A 16755-nucleotide genomic window follows, 5' to 3' on the forward strand; every position below is an offset into this window, starting at 1 on the left:
GGTATCCCTGCTATTCCTGCATTTCGGGAAATACGGAAACGTATGATTTGTTATTTCTGCGTTTCTTGAATTCAACCTTGCCGTCGGCCATTGCAAACAAAGTATGATCTTTACCCATGCCTACGTTGATTCCGGGTGAGTGCACTGTGCCGCGCTGACGTACGATAATGTTACCGGCTGTGGCGAATTGTCCGCCATAAATTTTAACGCCCAAGCGTTTGCTGTGCGATTCGCGACCGTTATTTGAACTACCGGCACCTTTCTTGTGAGCCATAATATCTTGTTTTTGTTCCTATTCGGGATGGTTAAACTTCAATTTACTAAATAACGATACCTTCAATTTCAATTTTGCTCAGGTATTGCCTGTGCCCATTGAGTTTCTGATATCCTTTTCTTCTTTTCTTTTTGAACACCAAAACCTTGTCGCCTTTCATGTGCTCAAGGATGGTAGCCGAAACGCTTGCGCCTTCAACTTTTGGGGTGCCAACGGTAACGGTTCCACCGTTATCAACCAGCATTACATTTCCGAATTCAACTTTTGCGCCGGCTTCACCTTCAAGGCGATGGACAAAAAGTTTCTGGCCTTTTTCTACTTTAAACTGCTGGCCTGCTATATCAACAATTGCGATCATTATTACTTGCTTTAAGAGTTGTTGCAAAGTGGGGTGCAAAATTAGATAAAAAAATCAAATACCAAAGCGGTTGGTGTAATTTTTTGTTTTTCTGATCAGAACACCAATGATTGGTAGTCGGCTGGGGTGTTTGGCGCTCACAAGAATAATCCCTGTAAGAACCAAAAGCACCCATAAGAGGTAACTCCAGCCTAATTTTTCTCCATCCAGGAAGCCCCACAACACAGCAATGATAGGAATCAGGTAAGTTACAGAGGAAGCAAAAACCGGATCAGTCATCTTTAGTAATTTGTTGAATAGCATCAATGCTAATGCGGTTCCACCAATAGCCAGAATTGCGACATAACCCAAACCTGTCAGGGCCTGTGGATGGTTTGAAAGCTTTAAAGTAAAGTCAGTGAAGGTGAAAAGGTAAATGAGAACCGGCAATCCTATGAGCATAAATGAAAGTGCAACAATACCAATGGAGTCAACATCTTTGAGATAAGTCTTAATGATGTTTACATTGATGGCATAAAGAAGAGTAGCGATGATCACATAAATTGCATAACTGAACTTGAATGAAAATTCTCCGCTTCCACTAACAGCAAGCAAACCCATGGCTCCAGCCATTCCAATGGCTACACCTAAAAAATTGAACCAGCGAAGTTTAAGTTTAAAGGCGATAATGCCAACCAGAACTGTAAACAAAGGTGTAAGGGAATTCAGGATTCCGGCTACCGAACTGTCAATCACTGTTTGGGCTTTTGCAAATAAAAATGCTGGGGCGCCATTTCCAAGAATGCCAGCCAACAATAATATCAGCAAGGTTCGCGGTTTAATATTCTTTAATCTTGCAAGAGCAAAAGGCAGAAGAAATAAAAAGCTGATTACTATGCGCAATGCACCCACTTCGCTGCTTGAATAAACCAGCAACCCTTTTTTCATTAAGATGAATGAACTGCCCCAGGTTAGCCCGAGAAGGATTAAAATGAGCCAAGCATAAGTCTGAGCTGGTTTGGGTTCGGGGTTCATAAATGATTTAAAAAGTTTGCAAAAGTAGTTTTAATTGCTGAAGGGAAGATGATTGGAATAAGGTTCATTCGGATTTATTTGAAAAATAAACTTTCAACCAATACAAAGCTGTGACCCAATTTGCAAACCGGCTTTATTGTCTCTATCTTCGTGTACTTTTTCCGTATTCATGCAATCACTTAATATTATTCACTGGTGGTTTGGATTGATTTGCTTTTTCATGCTTATGAAAACATCAACAGGGCAGGAGCAATATCAGATCCCGTACAATACCAGTGACATATTTATTGACGGGGATCTCAGCGATTGGAACCATTTCCTGTCAATTTTCTTTTCTGATACGCTCGCCCAGCTTTGTCCCGTTCCGGATCGTGCTCTAAAGGCTTTCTATGACGATAAAGTTGACTACACAAAAACCTGGCATCCACTTTCGAAAAACGATATTGAGATTTGGATTTGCTGGAACGTAAATTTTCTTTTTTTAGCTTTCAAGGTAGAAGATGAGCATCTTTTCAGCGAAGTTAAACCTGCTGAAGATCGGTTCCCGATTCAACTGAATGATGGAATTGAATTATATATTGATGCGAAAAACGATAGCTATCGGAAAATGGACTTCAATGATTACCAGTTTTTGGTTGATGTTTCAGGAAATAGCGTTGTTTACCGTGGCGATAAACAAAGGTTCAATATTGATACCGTACAGGTTCCAAAATTAGCAGGACAGAACATCTATTATGAAACGGCCGTCCGGTATCTGAATAATACAGTGGGTTTTGAAACAGGCTACTTAGTTGAACTTGCCATTCCATTCGCTGCTATAGGCATGAGACCCGAAACCGGTCTTAAAATGAAAATTGATTTGTGTAATAATGATATTGATTACTCATTAGAAGGTGCACAAACCTACGCTGATACTGCTTTACGCTATTGGGCATTTAATATGAGCGGGTACAGCGATTTCGGTTTCCCGGAAACATGGAAAACGATGCAACTGGCCGGAGCTCCGGGCTATATCGAAAGGCTCAGTGCGGCCAAGATTAGCAGGTATTTTAAGATATATATTTCCGTGCTTGTGATTTCCATTTTAGTAATCAGCTTTTTGTTGATCCGCATGAGAAAATTGCACAAACTTCCGGCGCGTGAAGATCTGCATCCTCAATCAATATTATTTCTTGAGAAACCGGGCACGGCTCAATATGCCGTAAGTGATGACCAGAAAATCCTTCAACAAGCTACTGATTTCATTAGCAGGAATAGTCATGAAACAATCAATTCAGAAATGCTTGCCAAACACCTTGGGGTTTCATTAAGAAAACTTCAACGCATTACACGTGAAGAACTATCATGCACTCCAACCAATTTTATTTATATCCTTAAGCTTAATCTTGCTGCTGAGTTCCTGAGGCAAGGAAAAGCCAACGTATCTCAAACCGCCTATGAATTTGGTTTTTCTGACCCCGGATATTTCACCCGCCTCTTTCACAAACACTTTGGCGTTTCACCGATTGAATATCTGGCCACCCACAGTTCTGCATAGATTGTGATGCAGTGATGCGGTAATACAGTAATACAGTAATACAGTGATGCAGTCTGTTCAAGCAATGCAGTAACCTTTGTTTTTTGCGGCCACAACTTACTCTACCCAATCTTACTAACCCATACTTAAGGCGTATAAGCCATGGCTTCACAGCATCACTGCATTACAAGAATCTGTCGTTTTCATCCCAATCTCTGTCGCTATTATCCACGTTTTTTTTTTTGTGCTGAAGTAGTTTCGTTCAGTCTTAGGAATGTCATGGACATGCTTTAAATATTGGCTCACACAAAAGGATTGCAACAATTAACCCCCAAAATCATAGGAGAAAACATCATGAAAACCTTAACAAGCATTTTATGCGGCATTTTATTGCCGTTTTTATTAACAGCACAGGGCTACAAAATTGTTCCGGTCGAAACCATCAAAGAAATTGCCGGCCGCAATGCGCAGGCTCTGTGGGGCGATGTGTATCCGGCTGAACCAATTCCTTACTATGGCCAGGATGATGAAATCGTGGCATGGCAGTTCAATTATTCCATCGGGAAACCATTTCCGGAATCAGAAAAGCTTGTCAGCGACTGCGGCGATTATGCTGCACAAAAGATGATAAAAGAACAATGGGGAAGCCGGCAGTTTGGCAACATCCTAATCGGCGCGCGTGATAACCTGCCGGTTGTGCATCAGTATTCACAACAGCTTTCGCCGGAATTTGCATTGGGTCATAAACTCCGTAAAATGCTGATTGAGGCGTTTGGCGACCAAATACCGAAGGCAGGTAAAACCTATTATTTGGGTGGCGCTGACATCTGGCAAGAATATTCGGCCTTGGATCAGAGCTATTATTTCTGCGCATCACCCGTGGGGAGAGTACTTTCAGAAACTGAATTCAGATTGATGAAAGCCTCAGCGGAACCATTCTGTTTAACAGGTGATTTCGGCGAAGAATGGATCAACTTCGAAAACGGTTATGATTTAGGCACACGAGGCGATGTATATATTTCTGACCACGAAGTGATGCCATATTACGACTGGAGTTACGGGTGCGGCCCGACCGCAATGGTCATGTTACTTGGATACCATGATTATCGTTCATTGAATTCAATCTACAAATATGCGAACCTGATAACACATCATTTTGAAAGATGGGATCCTGTGGATGTGGAGACTGATTTCAATGTTCCTGAAATACAAAAGCTTGTTGCTTTTTACATGGGAACCGACTCTACTAGTAGTGGTTTTACCCATCCGCACCTGATGGACAATGGAGTGGAATATATTGCCAATACGCTAAAAGGATATAATTTCAGTGCAAGCAATTACAGGGTTACCCCATGGACAAAGATCAATCCAAATATAGATAACAACAGGCCTTTGATTGGGCATCTATGGAATCATTTCATTACTATTATAGGTTACCAGGAAGGCACAGATATAATCCATACACACTGGACCTGGCAGCCTGAAATAACTTCAGTCAACAGGTATCATGTGCTGGGTGTTACAGTTGTGGTGCCCGGGGGTTCTTCAGGCAATGCAATACAACTGGTTACTCCTTTTGGCGATCCCAGGTATAACAGAGATGGTCAGGGAGAGACTTTTCGGGCAGGAAATTATCACGAGATCCGATGGTTATCGGATAATGTGCCCGGATCAACGGTGGATATATCATACTCTCTTGATGGCGGGCACAGTTTCACGAAGTTTGTAACTAATTTGCCAAATACCGGATTTCACAACTGGTTTGTTCCTTCACACCTTAGTTCCACTAAAGCCAGGATCAGAGTAGACTTGTACACACCAACAAAAGAATATGCCGGCGCCGATGGATCATACGGGAATTTTATGATTAATTCAGGGGGTTCAATCGCTTATCTCGAACATTCGCAATTTTATTTAAACGATCATTTAACAAAATATTACCGGTTCGAGCACTCGGTACCTTCCGATAACCCCAAGTGGGGAGTTGTAGGAACGTATCATTTAGAGGAAGAAAATCCCTGGACCTGTGAATTGTGGGATGAATACTTTCTTAATATGCTCTCATCTTCAACTTTAACTGACTCTCCACAAAACATTGTGGTTCTGGATGGAAACCATCTTCTTGGCAATGTCCCCTATGGCATGAAGATCAGACCATTGAGCGAAGTAAGTCAGGTTCTTACACAGTTCCAGAAATCAACAGAGGTCCTTAACTGGTTTCCGGGAGTTGAAATGATTCGTTACTGGAATAACAATGATCTGGTTCAGATTTATGACCTCCAACTAAACCCCGGCCAATACTATATAAAGTTGGAGCATGAAAGTGTTGGAATGAGCCTGGATATGGCCTTGTTTGGTTCAACCAGCGGAAATTATTTTAAATCTCTGTCAGAGGCTGACTATATTTCAAGCAATGCTGGTTATGCTCCTGAATCGTTCATCGTTAACATCACAACTGCCGACAGATATGGTCTTTGTGTTTTCGCGAGGGAAAGAATTTCAGGGCAATTCGGTATCACAATAAGCGATGCATTTATATGGACGGGTGCAGTCAGCCATAACTGGCATAATGGCAATAACTGGACAGGGTTGGCAGTGCCGGGCGCCGGAGATAAGGTTACCATACCACCAGTATCAAATTACCCCATTATAACAGCCGGTGCAGCTTTTTGCGGTGAACTGAATCTGCTTCAGAGCGGCCGGCTTCAGATTACCACTAACAACCTAACCGTAAGTAATGATGTTTTCCTTAATGGACTCCTCGAAATAGATGATGATTGGGCATTGATTTGTAACGGCAATGTAAGTTGTATGCAACACGGAGCTATCATGCTGGATGCAGACGCAGGCATACAGGTTAAGAAAGACTGGACTTTTGAGCTTTACTCAAACATCGTATCAAATATCGGGTATGTTAGCATGATCGGTTCTGAGGATTCGAAAATTTATGTTAAGTCGGGGAATAGTTGGTTCCCCAAACTAACAATTGCCAAAACGGATGCTTCGGTAACTTTTGCGGAAGAATCATCTACCGGGAAAGCACCGGTATCGTCCTATCCATTGCTCATTAAAAAGGAGTTTACCATTTTCCCAAATGCTCATTTTATTGGAACCTCAACTCAGAATACGATCATAAGGGACGTGTTTTTAACTTATCCGGGAAGTCAGTATACCTTTAATGAGGGTGCAGCAGTTTTTGAAATGCCTGGTTCAGACTCTTATTCAATAGGCACTCCAACAGGAAGCTATTTCAATGATGTGGATATAGATTTCTTTGGCACGCTCGATCTTTTATCCTTCATGGATATCAGGGGCGATCTTGACTTAAAGAGAGGAACACTGCAAACGAATGGCTACAACATTAAGATCAGAGGCAGTTGGAACAGGTCAGATAATAGCACTTTCCAACATGGCAATGCCAGGGTTATTTTTTGCGGAAGTGGAGATCAAACGGTTAAGAATACCAATTTCTGGATACTTGAAATAGATAACTCGTTATGGGTTAGTTTTCCGGAAACAACAGTTACTTGTCAATTTTACGATTGGACAAAAGGAGTGTTGATGGTAAATGGTGGAACATTTTCAGCAGCCGGGATGATGGATCCGGGAATTTATGGTGGAGTGTTTGTAAGTTCCGGTGAATTGAATCTGCGCCAGGACCCGGGCGAATACATGGACCTAAATGGTGACCTGTTAATTATCGGGGGAACCGTTAAAATTACCGGTGGCCAGGGCCCAAGCTTCTGGCCTTGGGCTGCCAACGCTTCCATCACCATGAGCGGTGGCGTTCTTGATTTTTATGATGTAGGCATCCAGATTAACAATTCCCCGTCCTATACTTTTACTGAGAATATTACAGGTGGAACAATCCGCACCCGAGGAAATTTGCTTGTTCAGCGAACTGATTTTAATCCAAGCGGCGGCACTTTTGAATTTTACGGCATTGAGGATAATGCCACAGTTGCTGTGAATCCAGCAAGCAATCTTTATAATCTTTTGTTAACTAAGGCCACAGAAGGAAAAGACAAAGGCATCGTAAAAAAACTGACCGCTTCCGGCACGCTTGACATCAACGGGGATTTTATTCTTGAACGCGGAATTTTTGAAGCACCACCCACCATGAAAGTTGCAGGGAACTTTATTAATCTTAAAAGCCAGGCAAATTTTACTGAACTCACAGGCCATGTTATCCTTGACGGCAACAGTAATATTATTATCAATAATAGCGAGACTTTTTTTAAGCTTACCGTTGACAAGGCCAGTCCGGGAAGTGTTCTCATAAACAATAACCTTGACCTGACTGTCAGTAATAAGCTCACTGTTGAAAACGGGCATATGACATTTAATCCAGGCTCTGCATTGTTTCTTGATGGCAGTTATGAATCCAATTATGGAGCTGAGGTAAGATTTCAGGGAACGGAAGCCGATAATATTCTGGTCAGTAGCGCTTCAAAGGCCAATTACGCATTTGATGTTATCGGGGGAGGAATAGGCGCCATCCATACCATTTTTGAAAACATGGATAATGACGGGATCAGACTGCTTTCCTATGTTGATCCTGAAATGGCTTTTCATCATTGCACCTTCAGGAATGGCGCTCCCGGAGGAACACTCGTTACGTGGAATCAGGGAGCCACAATAACGGTTGAAGATGCTGTTTTTCCGGCCAATACAACAGGAAGCCTGTATAATGTAACTAAAACCAGCGACAATGGTAATGTGTTTTTCCACAATGCCACCGGTGCTTTTGCCGGAGCTGCGTTCGAAAGCGATCCCTTTAGCCGGGTGCACTGGGAATATGTGCCACCCTTCGAATTGCCCTTTTCTGAAAATTGGACATCTGGCGATTTTACAACCAAACGCTGGGTAAAAACTGCCGACAATTGGGTTGTTTCGGCCACACTTGGAAATGCTGCCCCTGCGGCTACTTTCCATTTTTGGCCCCGGATTTATAATTACTCGGCAGATTTGCGAAGCCACTACCTGAATGCAAAAAATTATTCTCAGGTTTTTCTCAAATTTGATCTCCGTTACGTTAATTATTCCTCAACAACACTGGAACAACTGCAAGTAAGGGTGGTACTGAATAATGACGATTTTATCAATGTAGCAACTTACAACAATGCCGCCGGATCATTCGGGTTTATTAGCGAGTCTTTTAATATTTCATCCATAGCGGCCGGAAATGAGATCAGGATTTACTTCAGGGCTTTCGGACAGGATTCAAATAACATTAATGATTGGATCATAGATAATATCCAGGTTTACGGGACTCCCATTCCGCCTGCAACTTTAAGCGGTAAGGTAAGTGATGATGTTACCAGCCTGCCATTGGAGAATGCCCTGATCACACTTGTTGGAACATCTTATTCTGCCCTCAGCCAGAGCGACGGGCAGTACACAATCAATAATATATTACCCGGCATCTATGATGTTACTGCAACAGCAGCAGGTTATGAACCTTCCACATCCGAAGGAATTGAGTTTTTATCCGGGGAAACCGTGACTAAGGACTTTCCGCTTCAGCCCATACCACCTGCGTATTGCACGGAAGGTCTTTATTCAATCGGATGTGTTGAAGGTGACGGGCTGAATTATTTTGAACTGAACACGATCCTGAATTTAGCATCCGGATGCAGTGAAAACGGATATGGGGACTTCACAGCATTATTAACGGATATTGCAAGGGGCTATGATCATGCGGTGTTTTTTGCTTCAGGATTTTCCGATCAGCATCTATCACTTTGGTTAGATTTCAACGATAATTATGAATTTGAGGCGTCTGAACGACTGCTAACAGATTTTATATTATATGACGCAGGCGAAACGTACCAGGCTACAATTCATATTCCTGCCGGGGCTCCGTTGGGCGAACACCGGCTAAGGGTTCGTACAAACTGGAACGCTCCCGGTTCCGATCCCTGCGCCTTATATGAATATGGTGAAGCGGAAGACTATACCGTGAATATCACAAACGATCTGCTCTTCGGCTTACTCTACGCAACACTTACCGATGATGTTTCAGCTAATCCGGTAAATGGAGCAATGGTGGAAATTGAAGGTACTTCATTGTATGGGATCACAGAAGAAGAAGGAATTTGCCTGATTGAATATATTGTGCCGGGAACTTATAATGTGCATATTTCGGCCAGTGGTTACCAATCATTGACAATCAATGATTTCATGATAACCGGAAATGAGTCGAACTATCTGACTGCAACGCTTATTCCTGCGCTTCCTGATAATCTTTACCTTGAGGATATTACGATCCTAACGGGACAGTTTGAATGTTTTGCAGCCACACAAACAATTGTCGTGGCTGGCAGCGGAACAATATTTATTGTAGAACCGGGCGCTGAGGCAGAACTGGTAGCAGGTGAAAATATCATTATGTTGCCGGGAACGAGGGTTTTTGATGGTGGCTATTTGATGGCACGGATAACGGTTACTGATGATTATTGCTCAAATCCGGAAAGTATTATTTCAGCAGTTATTGATCCGACCCCGACGGAAATGCCCTCTCTTACAGGCACTGACAAATCATTTTTCAGGGTTTATCCAAATCCAACAACCGGAAGGTTCACACTTGAGCTTACCGGGGGAAGCTTCAGTGGTGCAATTGAAGTTGAAGCTTATGATCTGATAGGCAAAGTAATTCTTAAAACAGCATTGCCGGCATCGCAAAGCCATGAATTCGATTTTTCACTTATGCAACCAGGAGTCTATATTATGAAGGTTATTCATGGCAGTGATGCAGGTTTCGTAAAACTGATCAGGCAGTGATCATGCAGGGGCAACTCACCAATGTTTCCTGCCTGATGGGCTTGATAATTATTTTCCTGATGGCAGCTTATCTGAATGGGAACTATTCATGGATTGCCGGTATTTTGGTGTTGCTCGGTATTTTAATTGTAAGAAATGTTTTAGGCGAAATTTCCCGGAAAACCGATTGGTTGCTCGCGGTTCTTAGCTGGATTTGCGTCCCTCTCACATTTTTACTTATCATAGAAAGGATTTAAAACCCGACAGATGCAGAGGGTTTCAAAATAAATTACATTAATAGACTTAAGAATAGTCTTTAATCGCATAGAGGTGTATAATTCTCAGATCTGGTGAGACCAAGGCCAGTGGGGATTTCTTATGGCTTTCCTAGTTGCTTTACAAGCGAAATAGCAATCTGAAACAGTTGAGAACTATACCAAATCATTGGGTAAGGGTTGAATTGTTGGGACTTACTTTTGTATTTTTGTCTCGCTCAATCAATACTACGGAATGCGCCTTGCACTATTTGCATGCTTTTACAGTCTTTCGGTTTGCTTTATTGCATCTGCTTTAGAAAATGATGGCGCACAATTTTATGTTCCTTATACGCAAAGCAACATCGTTATCAACGGCAACCTTAACGACTGGAAAGAATATTGCTACATCACATTTTCTGATACCCTGCAGGAACTCCGGCCTGTGCCTGACAGAATACTGATGGCCTTTTTTGATAAAAACTTTGATTACTCACAAACCTGGCACCCACTTTCAAAAAACACAACGGAAGTCTGGATTTGCTGGGATTTGACCAGGCTTTATTTTGCATTTCAGGTTAAAGATCAACACCTTTTTGCAGAAGTTGAACCCGTTGGAAAAGTTCCTGAAATTCACCGTAACGATGGCATTGAATTATACATTGATTCAAAAGCCGATAGCCACACCAAAATGGACATCAATGATTACCAGTTCATTGTGGATATTGCAGGCAACAGCATAGTATTTCGGGGCGACCGCGAGTTGATGGAAAGAGATACAACACTTGCCACGCCCAAAACAAGCGGTCAGAATATTTATTACGAATATGCTGTTACAGTAAACGATCAGGATAATCAACAAAGGCATGATCCGGCTTATCTGGTTGAGATCGCCATTCCTTTTGCAGCTGTTGGCTTGAAACCTGAAACCGGCCTCAGGTTGAAAGCTGATTTTGCAAACAATGATATTGACTACAGCCTGAATGGAACAACCACATACGAAGAAGCGGCGTTGCGTTATTGGGCATATAACGTAAGCGGTTACAGCGATCTGGGCTTCCCCGACACCTGGGTCTCATTGCAGCTTGCCGGGGTTCCGGGATGGATCGAACAATTGAGCGCCTCCAGCCTGCAACGGTTTTACAGGTTGTATGTAAGTTTATTTGTATTATCAATTCTTGTGATCGCATTTCTCACTTACCGGATGAAACGATTAAAGAAATTGCCCGTGCGATCCGATCTTTCTCCTGCATCGGTGGTTTTTCTTGACAGGTCCATGTTACAGACCGCTCCTATAAGTGAAAACCAGGCATTGTTGCAAAATGCCACTGATTATATTCAGGCAAACAGCCATGAAACCATCAATTCAGAAGAGCTTGCCCGGCATCTTGGCGTATCGCTCAGAAAACTGCAGCGTGTAACCCATGAAGAGATTAACAGCACGCCCACTGCTTTCATCTACATAGTCAAGTTAAATCTGGCAGCTGGATTTATCAAAGAAGGGCGAGGCAATATTGCTGAAACGGCTTATCATTTTGGTTTTTCCTCCCCCTCATACTTCAGCAGGATGTTTAAAGAGCATTTCGGGCTCACACCCATGGAGATGAAGAAAAGCCCCGGTGAATCCGAAACAGACAATTCAACCGGATAATTACCATTTTCTGCTACTTTTTGTCCATATTTTTACAGCCTTTCCACCTTCCTGACAGTATTATTGCATCACATCCTCATTCATGGATTGTATGCAGAAATCATTGTTTTCCGGCATAATTGCGTTGGCCACCGTGTTGGCTTCATCATTCTGGTTCCCGCCCGGAGTCTGCTTTATTGCCGGAGTAGTGTTTGTCTGGACAGTGCTGATCATCAGGGCATTTATGGGCGAGATCAGCAAAAAAGCGGAAAACACATTGGCAATCCTTGTGCTGTTGTTGTCGGCTTTTACCATCATCATGAATGTGGGATTTTATATTCCATTTTGAATAGTAATACATCAGAAAAATAATTAACCAACAAAATAGAGAAACATGAAAACAAAAATTTTGATCCTCACCATGCTGACTGGCTTTGCATGCCTTATTTTCAGCACAGCATCCCTGGCGCAAACAGATGATTACCAAAAGATTCAGGACAAAGTTTTTGGGTCAAAAATTCCACAGAAAAAGGGAGGAACGCCCGGTTTGTGGACCGGTGCAGTAAGCTCAACCTGGCACAATCCCCTGAACTGGGATGATGGAGTGGTTCCGGGTTCAACGGTAGATGTAAACATTCCGGCGCCACCCTCCAATCAACCTGTTATCAACTCCGCTCATGCAAACTGTAAAAGCCTGACCATTCATCCCTGGGCCAGCCTTACAATTGAGGCGTATTATTTAACTATTCAAAACGATCTTACTGTATTTGGAACGCTCAATAAGAATTCCGCTTCTGGTCTTCTCATTGTTTATGGTGATGTGGTTTGGGAGAGCGGATCAACAGCAGGATTTACGGCAAATAGCTCATTCCGGGTTTACGGTGACTGGAATTTTAACGAAGGGGCCAACGTAAATTTTGCCAATGGCGCTGTTGATTTCATGGGGACCGGCGATAGCTGGATAAGGTGCTACAGTGACAATTGTAGTTTTAATAACCTGAGGATATACAAATCAAGTGCTAATACAAAAGTGAGTAATCTGAGCACTCATGATCTGGTCATTAATGGTTTAACCTTTGTTGACACTCATGCAACATTTGAAAGCTTTACCAGTGAGAATATTTTAATGGGGGGTGATTTTATTTATTACGGGAGCTTTGATTTTACAATGTTAAATAATGATGGCTCTGTAATCTTCAATGGTATATCGCAAACGATTGATAATTATGGTTCTGGTTCTGGAACATTTGGCCATATAGTATTCAATTCATCAATTGGAACCTTTGTGGTTAACGATGATTTCAATGTTGCCAGGAACCTTACCATAGAACAGGGTTACTTCAATGCCGGGTCTTCAACCATAACCGTGGGTGGCAACTGGACAAACAATGCAGGAGCTGGTGGTTTCAATCCGACCTCAAGTACCATCATCTTCGAAAGCAGTGGCGATCACCAGGATGTGACCGGAACAAATACTTTTTACAACGTGACCCAGCTAAATGCCGGTAAATATCTCAGATTTTTCGGCCCAACTACTATACAAAACAACCTGGCGCTTAACTACCTGTGCTGGGCTTATCAAAGCATGAATATTTCCGGGATGCTGGATTTAAGCAATGTGGGCAGCAGGTTTACAGCCAACACGGACAACGCAAATGTTACCATTGCACTTTTAAACCAGGGTGGAAAGCTAATGGCCAATGGTGCAGGCTCAATCATTGTGAACGACCTGGTTCAGAATTATGTGGGAGGAATCATTGAAGCCGGCACAAGCAGTTTAATTGATATTACCAATTCAGGATTAGAACCCTGGATTGACCTGAAAGGAAGTTTGTATAATTACGGAGGAACTATCAATTTAAGCGGCGATTTTTGTTACTGGCCTTTTGCAAATGGGGCTCATCTTGAAATGACCGATGGGATCATAGATATAAAAACCTGCGGGCTAACAATTTATCATCTTTATGATTGGACACATAACATAACAGGGGGTACTATCAGAACATCGAAGGGTTTCTCGGGAAACCGCGCCGATTTTACCCCTACCGCCGGCACTTTTGAATTTTATGGATCAGGTGATTACTTCATCAGTCAGACATACGGATGCAATGTTCACAATGTAAAGATTGCTAAAAGCGACAATGGTGAGGATAAAAAGGAAACAAGCGAACCAGTTTATGACAACCGAAGCGGTGAAATGCTTTCTGACGGAGGAAAAGCCAACACCATTTACTTAAACTCAGATTTTGCGATCACAGGTAACCTGGATATTGAAGCAGGCACCCTAAGCATTGGCCAGTATGCCTTCAATATTATCGGGAATACTAATATTTCCGGCAACCTGGATATGACGCATGATTTGAGCGTGATCAATGCCCATGGCGATGTTGTTTGGAACAGTGGTTCCACTGCCAACTTCACGGCAGCGAATGTTTTTATTGCCTGGGGCCACTGGAATTTTGAAAACGGTTCAAATGCCAACTTTACAGATGGAACGATACTTTTCAGGGGCAATACCTCCAAATTTATCCGTAGTCATTCACAAACCAGCTCATTCAACAATGTAGAAAGCGATAAAACAGATGGAGCTGAGGTTAGAGTAAGTAACAACTCTTCCACGCCATTGACGATCAATGGTAACATATACGTTCATCCAGAAGCAGTTTTCGGAATCTATTCTATCTATGATGTGATACTCAAAGGCGATATTAACAGCAATGGGACACTTTTATGCAATCATGGCAGGGTAGTGTTGAATGGGACCAATCAGAGCCTGGAACTGAACACAGGAAGTTACTTTAACAACCTCGCTTTTAACCAAAGCGGAACGCTTACTATTAACAACTCCTTGTCCGACATACTTGATGTGAAGGGTAATGTGGAAATTCAATCGGGAGTGTTTAATTTACAGGACAGAGAAATCTACGTTGGCGTTAACTGGACCAACAATGCCGGAGTTTCTGCATTTGACCCCGGAACAGGAAAAGTCATCTTTGAAAGCAGTGGCGATCAACAGAGTGTTTATGGTGCGAACACTTTTTATGATGTTCAGCAATTGAACACAGGGAATTATGTAAGGTTTCACGACAACACAACCATACAGAACAACCTGGAGCTTGCATATTCTTGCTATGTGTATGATCAGTTCGATGTTATTGGGGTATTGAATATTGATAATCCTTCATCCAGATTCAAAGCCCTTGGCCCGGGTGCTGTTGTCACCATTGGCGTTCTTGACCAGGGCGGTACTATGGATTGCAGTTCAGGGGCTACGATCCAGATAAATGATTTACAAGAAACCGGCGGGCTTTACGGAACCTATATTCTTTTTGATGCGGAATTGAACATTTACCAGGATGTTACAAAAAACATTGATCTCTCCGCCAATCTGAATATTCAATCCGGCATTATGAATATTTACGGTGGTATGCCGGGTTCCACCAGTTGGTGGCCGGGCATTTCTGCATCACTCACCATGAGCGGAGGAGTGCTTGATATCAAGGATCAAACGATTTATGTGAGGGCTGGTGGCACCTTTTCAAACTATATTACAGGAGGCAAAATCAGAACTTCCAAAGGTTATTTGGGTCATCGCCCGGACTTTACCCCAACAGCGGGAACATTTGAATTTTATGGTTCTGATAATGCTTACCTTGAACAGGTATTTGGCAGTACCCTGCATCATTTGCTGATTAACAAAACAGCGACCGTAAAGGATGATGGATCAGCACCTGTAATTACCCACAGCACCCGGGAAATGAAGCCGCTTTCAGATGGAGGAAAATCAAGCGATATCAGCTTTAATTCAAACTTTACCATCACCGGCAACCTGGATGTGGAAGCCGGAACCCTGATAAACCAGGATGTCAACAATACCATATTGGGAAATTCCACCATCAATGCCGGCGGGAAATTCGAAATGAACGGCGCAGCCTGGCTGGTCATGGGCGGTTCAACTTCACTTACGGTGAACAACGGCGGAGAACTACGATTGACAGGCGATGAATCGCATTACGTCCTGATTACAGGTGATGGCGGCCGTTATGCTTTGAACGTGGAAAGTGGCGGAACCATCGGGGCTGATTCCGCTTATTTTGAATATACTGATACCAATGGTATAAACATAAAACCCGGAGCCCTTGTAGATCCTTTCAGCGCTTTTAATTCCTGTGTTTTTACAATGGGACATGCCGATGGTACCTTGCTTACGCTCGACAATGATCAGAGTCTTCAGATTTTAAATGCACGTTTTCCCTCTTCACACAGCACGTACAATGTGACAAAAAATAATAACTCAGGTGTTGTGACCTTTGTTGATTACATCGGATCGTTTTCCGGAAGTGATCATGAGCAGGATATTCACAACCACGTTCACTGGACTGGCGATCCTTCAGTGGAAATCACCCTGGATGGCATTGCCGTTGGCGCCGGCCAGAATTTGTGTTTCGAAGCACAGCAAACCATTTTAACCGGAGGGGCACAAAACTTTGTGGTGGAAAGTGCCGCTGCGGTAAACCTGGTTGCCGGCGAAAGCATCCTGATGTTGCCCGGCACACATGCCCACAGCGGGTCATACCTGCATGCCCGGATCTCAGATCTCAGCTTTTGCAGTGGCCAGCCATTTGCTATGGTAGCTGCAGTAGATACAGAACATCAGCAAACTGAACTGAATGAAATTACTTCACATATTCATCAGAACCTGTTTAAAGTTTATCCCAATCCAGTCAGGGGAGTAGTTACCCTTGAACTTTTAAGCCATGAAAGCGCCAGAAATGTTGTTGTTGAGGTTTACAACCTGATGGGTCAGAACCTCATGAACAAAGTAATGGAAGCAAAGCCCCAATACCAGATTGATTTGACAGGGCTTCAAAACGGTGTGTATATATTTAAGGTAACTCATGGCAAAAATTCTGATTTTGCCAGGCTAATCAAGCAATAATTTATTTA

At 42.7% G+C, this 16755-nt stretch carries 9 protein-coding genes; 5 read left to right on the forward strand and 4 right to left on the reverse strand.

What is annotated here, in order from left to right:
* Positions 1 to 10 precede the first annotated feature (10 nt).
* Genes rpmA through IH597_01415 form a run of 3 tightly spaced genes read right to left on the reverse strand, consistent with a single transcriptional unit; the run spans position 11 to position 1604 of the window.
* A complete protein-coding gene (rpmA, locus tag IH597_01405) occupies positions 11 to 274 on the reverse strand; it encodes a 50S ribosomal protein L27 (GenBank protein MBE0661095.1) in 264 nt (87 codons plus the stop codon).
* A 46-nt stretch (positions 275 to 320) separates the two neighbouring features.
* Positions 321 to 632 (reverse strand): 50S ribosomal protein L21, encoded by a 312-nt coding sequence (gene rplU / locus IH597_01410; GenBank protein ID MBE0661096.1) that lies wholly within the window; start codon positions 630 to 632, stop codon positions 321 to 323.
* 54 nt (positions 633 to 686) lie between these two features.
* Positions 687 to 1604: a DMT family transporter gene (locus IH597_01415; protein MBE0661097.1), complete on the reverse strand. Its 918-nt coding sequence runs from the start codon at positions 1602 to 1604 to the stop codon at positions 687 to 689.
* Positions 1605 to 1872: 268 nt separating this feature from the next.
* Between IH597_01415 and IH597_01420 the strand changes: the two genes are divergently transcribed.
* From IH597_01420 to IH597_01435, 4 genes are all read left to right on the forward strand, one after another.
* Positions 1873 to 3183 carry a helix-turn-helix domain-containing protein gene (locus tag IH597_01420; protein MBE0661098.1) on the forward strand — a complete coding sequence of 437 codons (1311 nt, stop codon included), beginning with the start codon at positions 1873 to 1875 and terminating at the stop codon, positions 3181 to 3183.
* A gap of 333 nt (positions 3184 to 3516) precedes the next feature.
* Positions 3517 to 9945, forward strand: coding sequence for a carboxypeptidase regulatory-like domain-containing protein (locus tag IH597_01425; protein ID MBE0661099.1), 6429 nt, complete (start codon positions 3517 to 3519; stop codon positions 9943 to 9945).
* Positions 9942 to 10181: a hypothetical protein gene (locus IH597_01430; GenBank protein ID MBE0661100.1), complete on the forward strand. Its 240-nt coding sequence runs from the start codon at positions 9942 to 9944 to the stop codon at positions 10179 to 10181. Before IH597_01425 ends, IH597_01430 begins: the two co-directional genes overlap by 4 nt.
* 253 nt (positions 10182 to 10434) lie before the next feature.
* Positions 10435 to 11829, forward strand: a complete 1395-nt coding sequence (locus tag IH597_01435; protein ID MBE0661101.1) for a helix-turn-helix domain-containing protein — start codon at positions 10435 to 10437, stop codon at positions 11827 to 11829.
* A 60-nt stretch (positions 11830 to 11889) separates the two neighbouring features.
* On the opposite strand, the gene IH597_01440 is transcribed toward IH597_01435, so the two are convergent.
* Complete coding sequence (locus tag IH597_01440) at positions 11890 to 12129, reverse strand: hypothetical protein (GenBank protein MBE0661102.1); 240 nt, start codon at positions 12127 to 12129, stop codon at positions 11890 to 11892.
* A gap of 73 nt (positions 12130 to 12202) precedes the next feature.
* On the opposite strand from IH597_01440, the gene IH597_01445 reads away from it, so the two are divergent.
* The gene (locus IH597_01445) at positions 12203 to 16747 is read left to right on the forward strand and encodes a T9SS type A sorting domain-containing protein (GenBank protein ID MBE0661103.1); all 4545 of its coding nucleotides are present in this window, start codon (positions 12203 to 12205) and stop codon (positions 16745 to 16747) included.
* Positions 16748 to 16755: the final 8 nt, after the last annotated feature.

This window comes from Bacteroidales bacterium (assembly GCA_014860575.1).
Taxonomy (GTDB): Bacteria; Bacteroidota; Bacteroidia; order Bacteroidales; family JAAYJT01; genus JAAYJT01.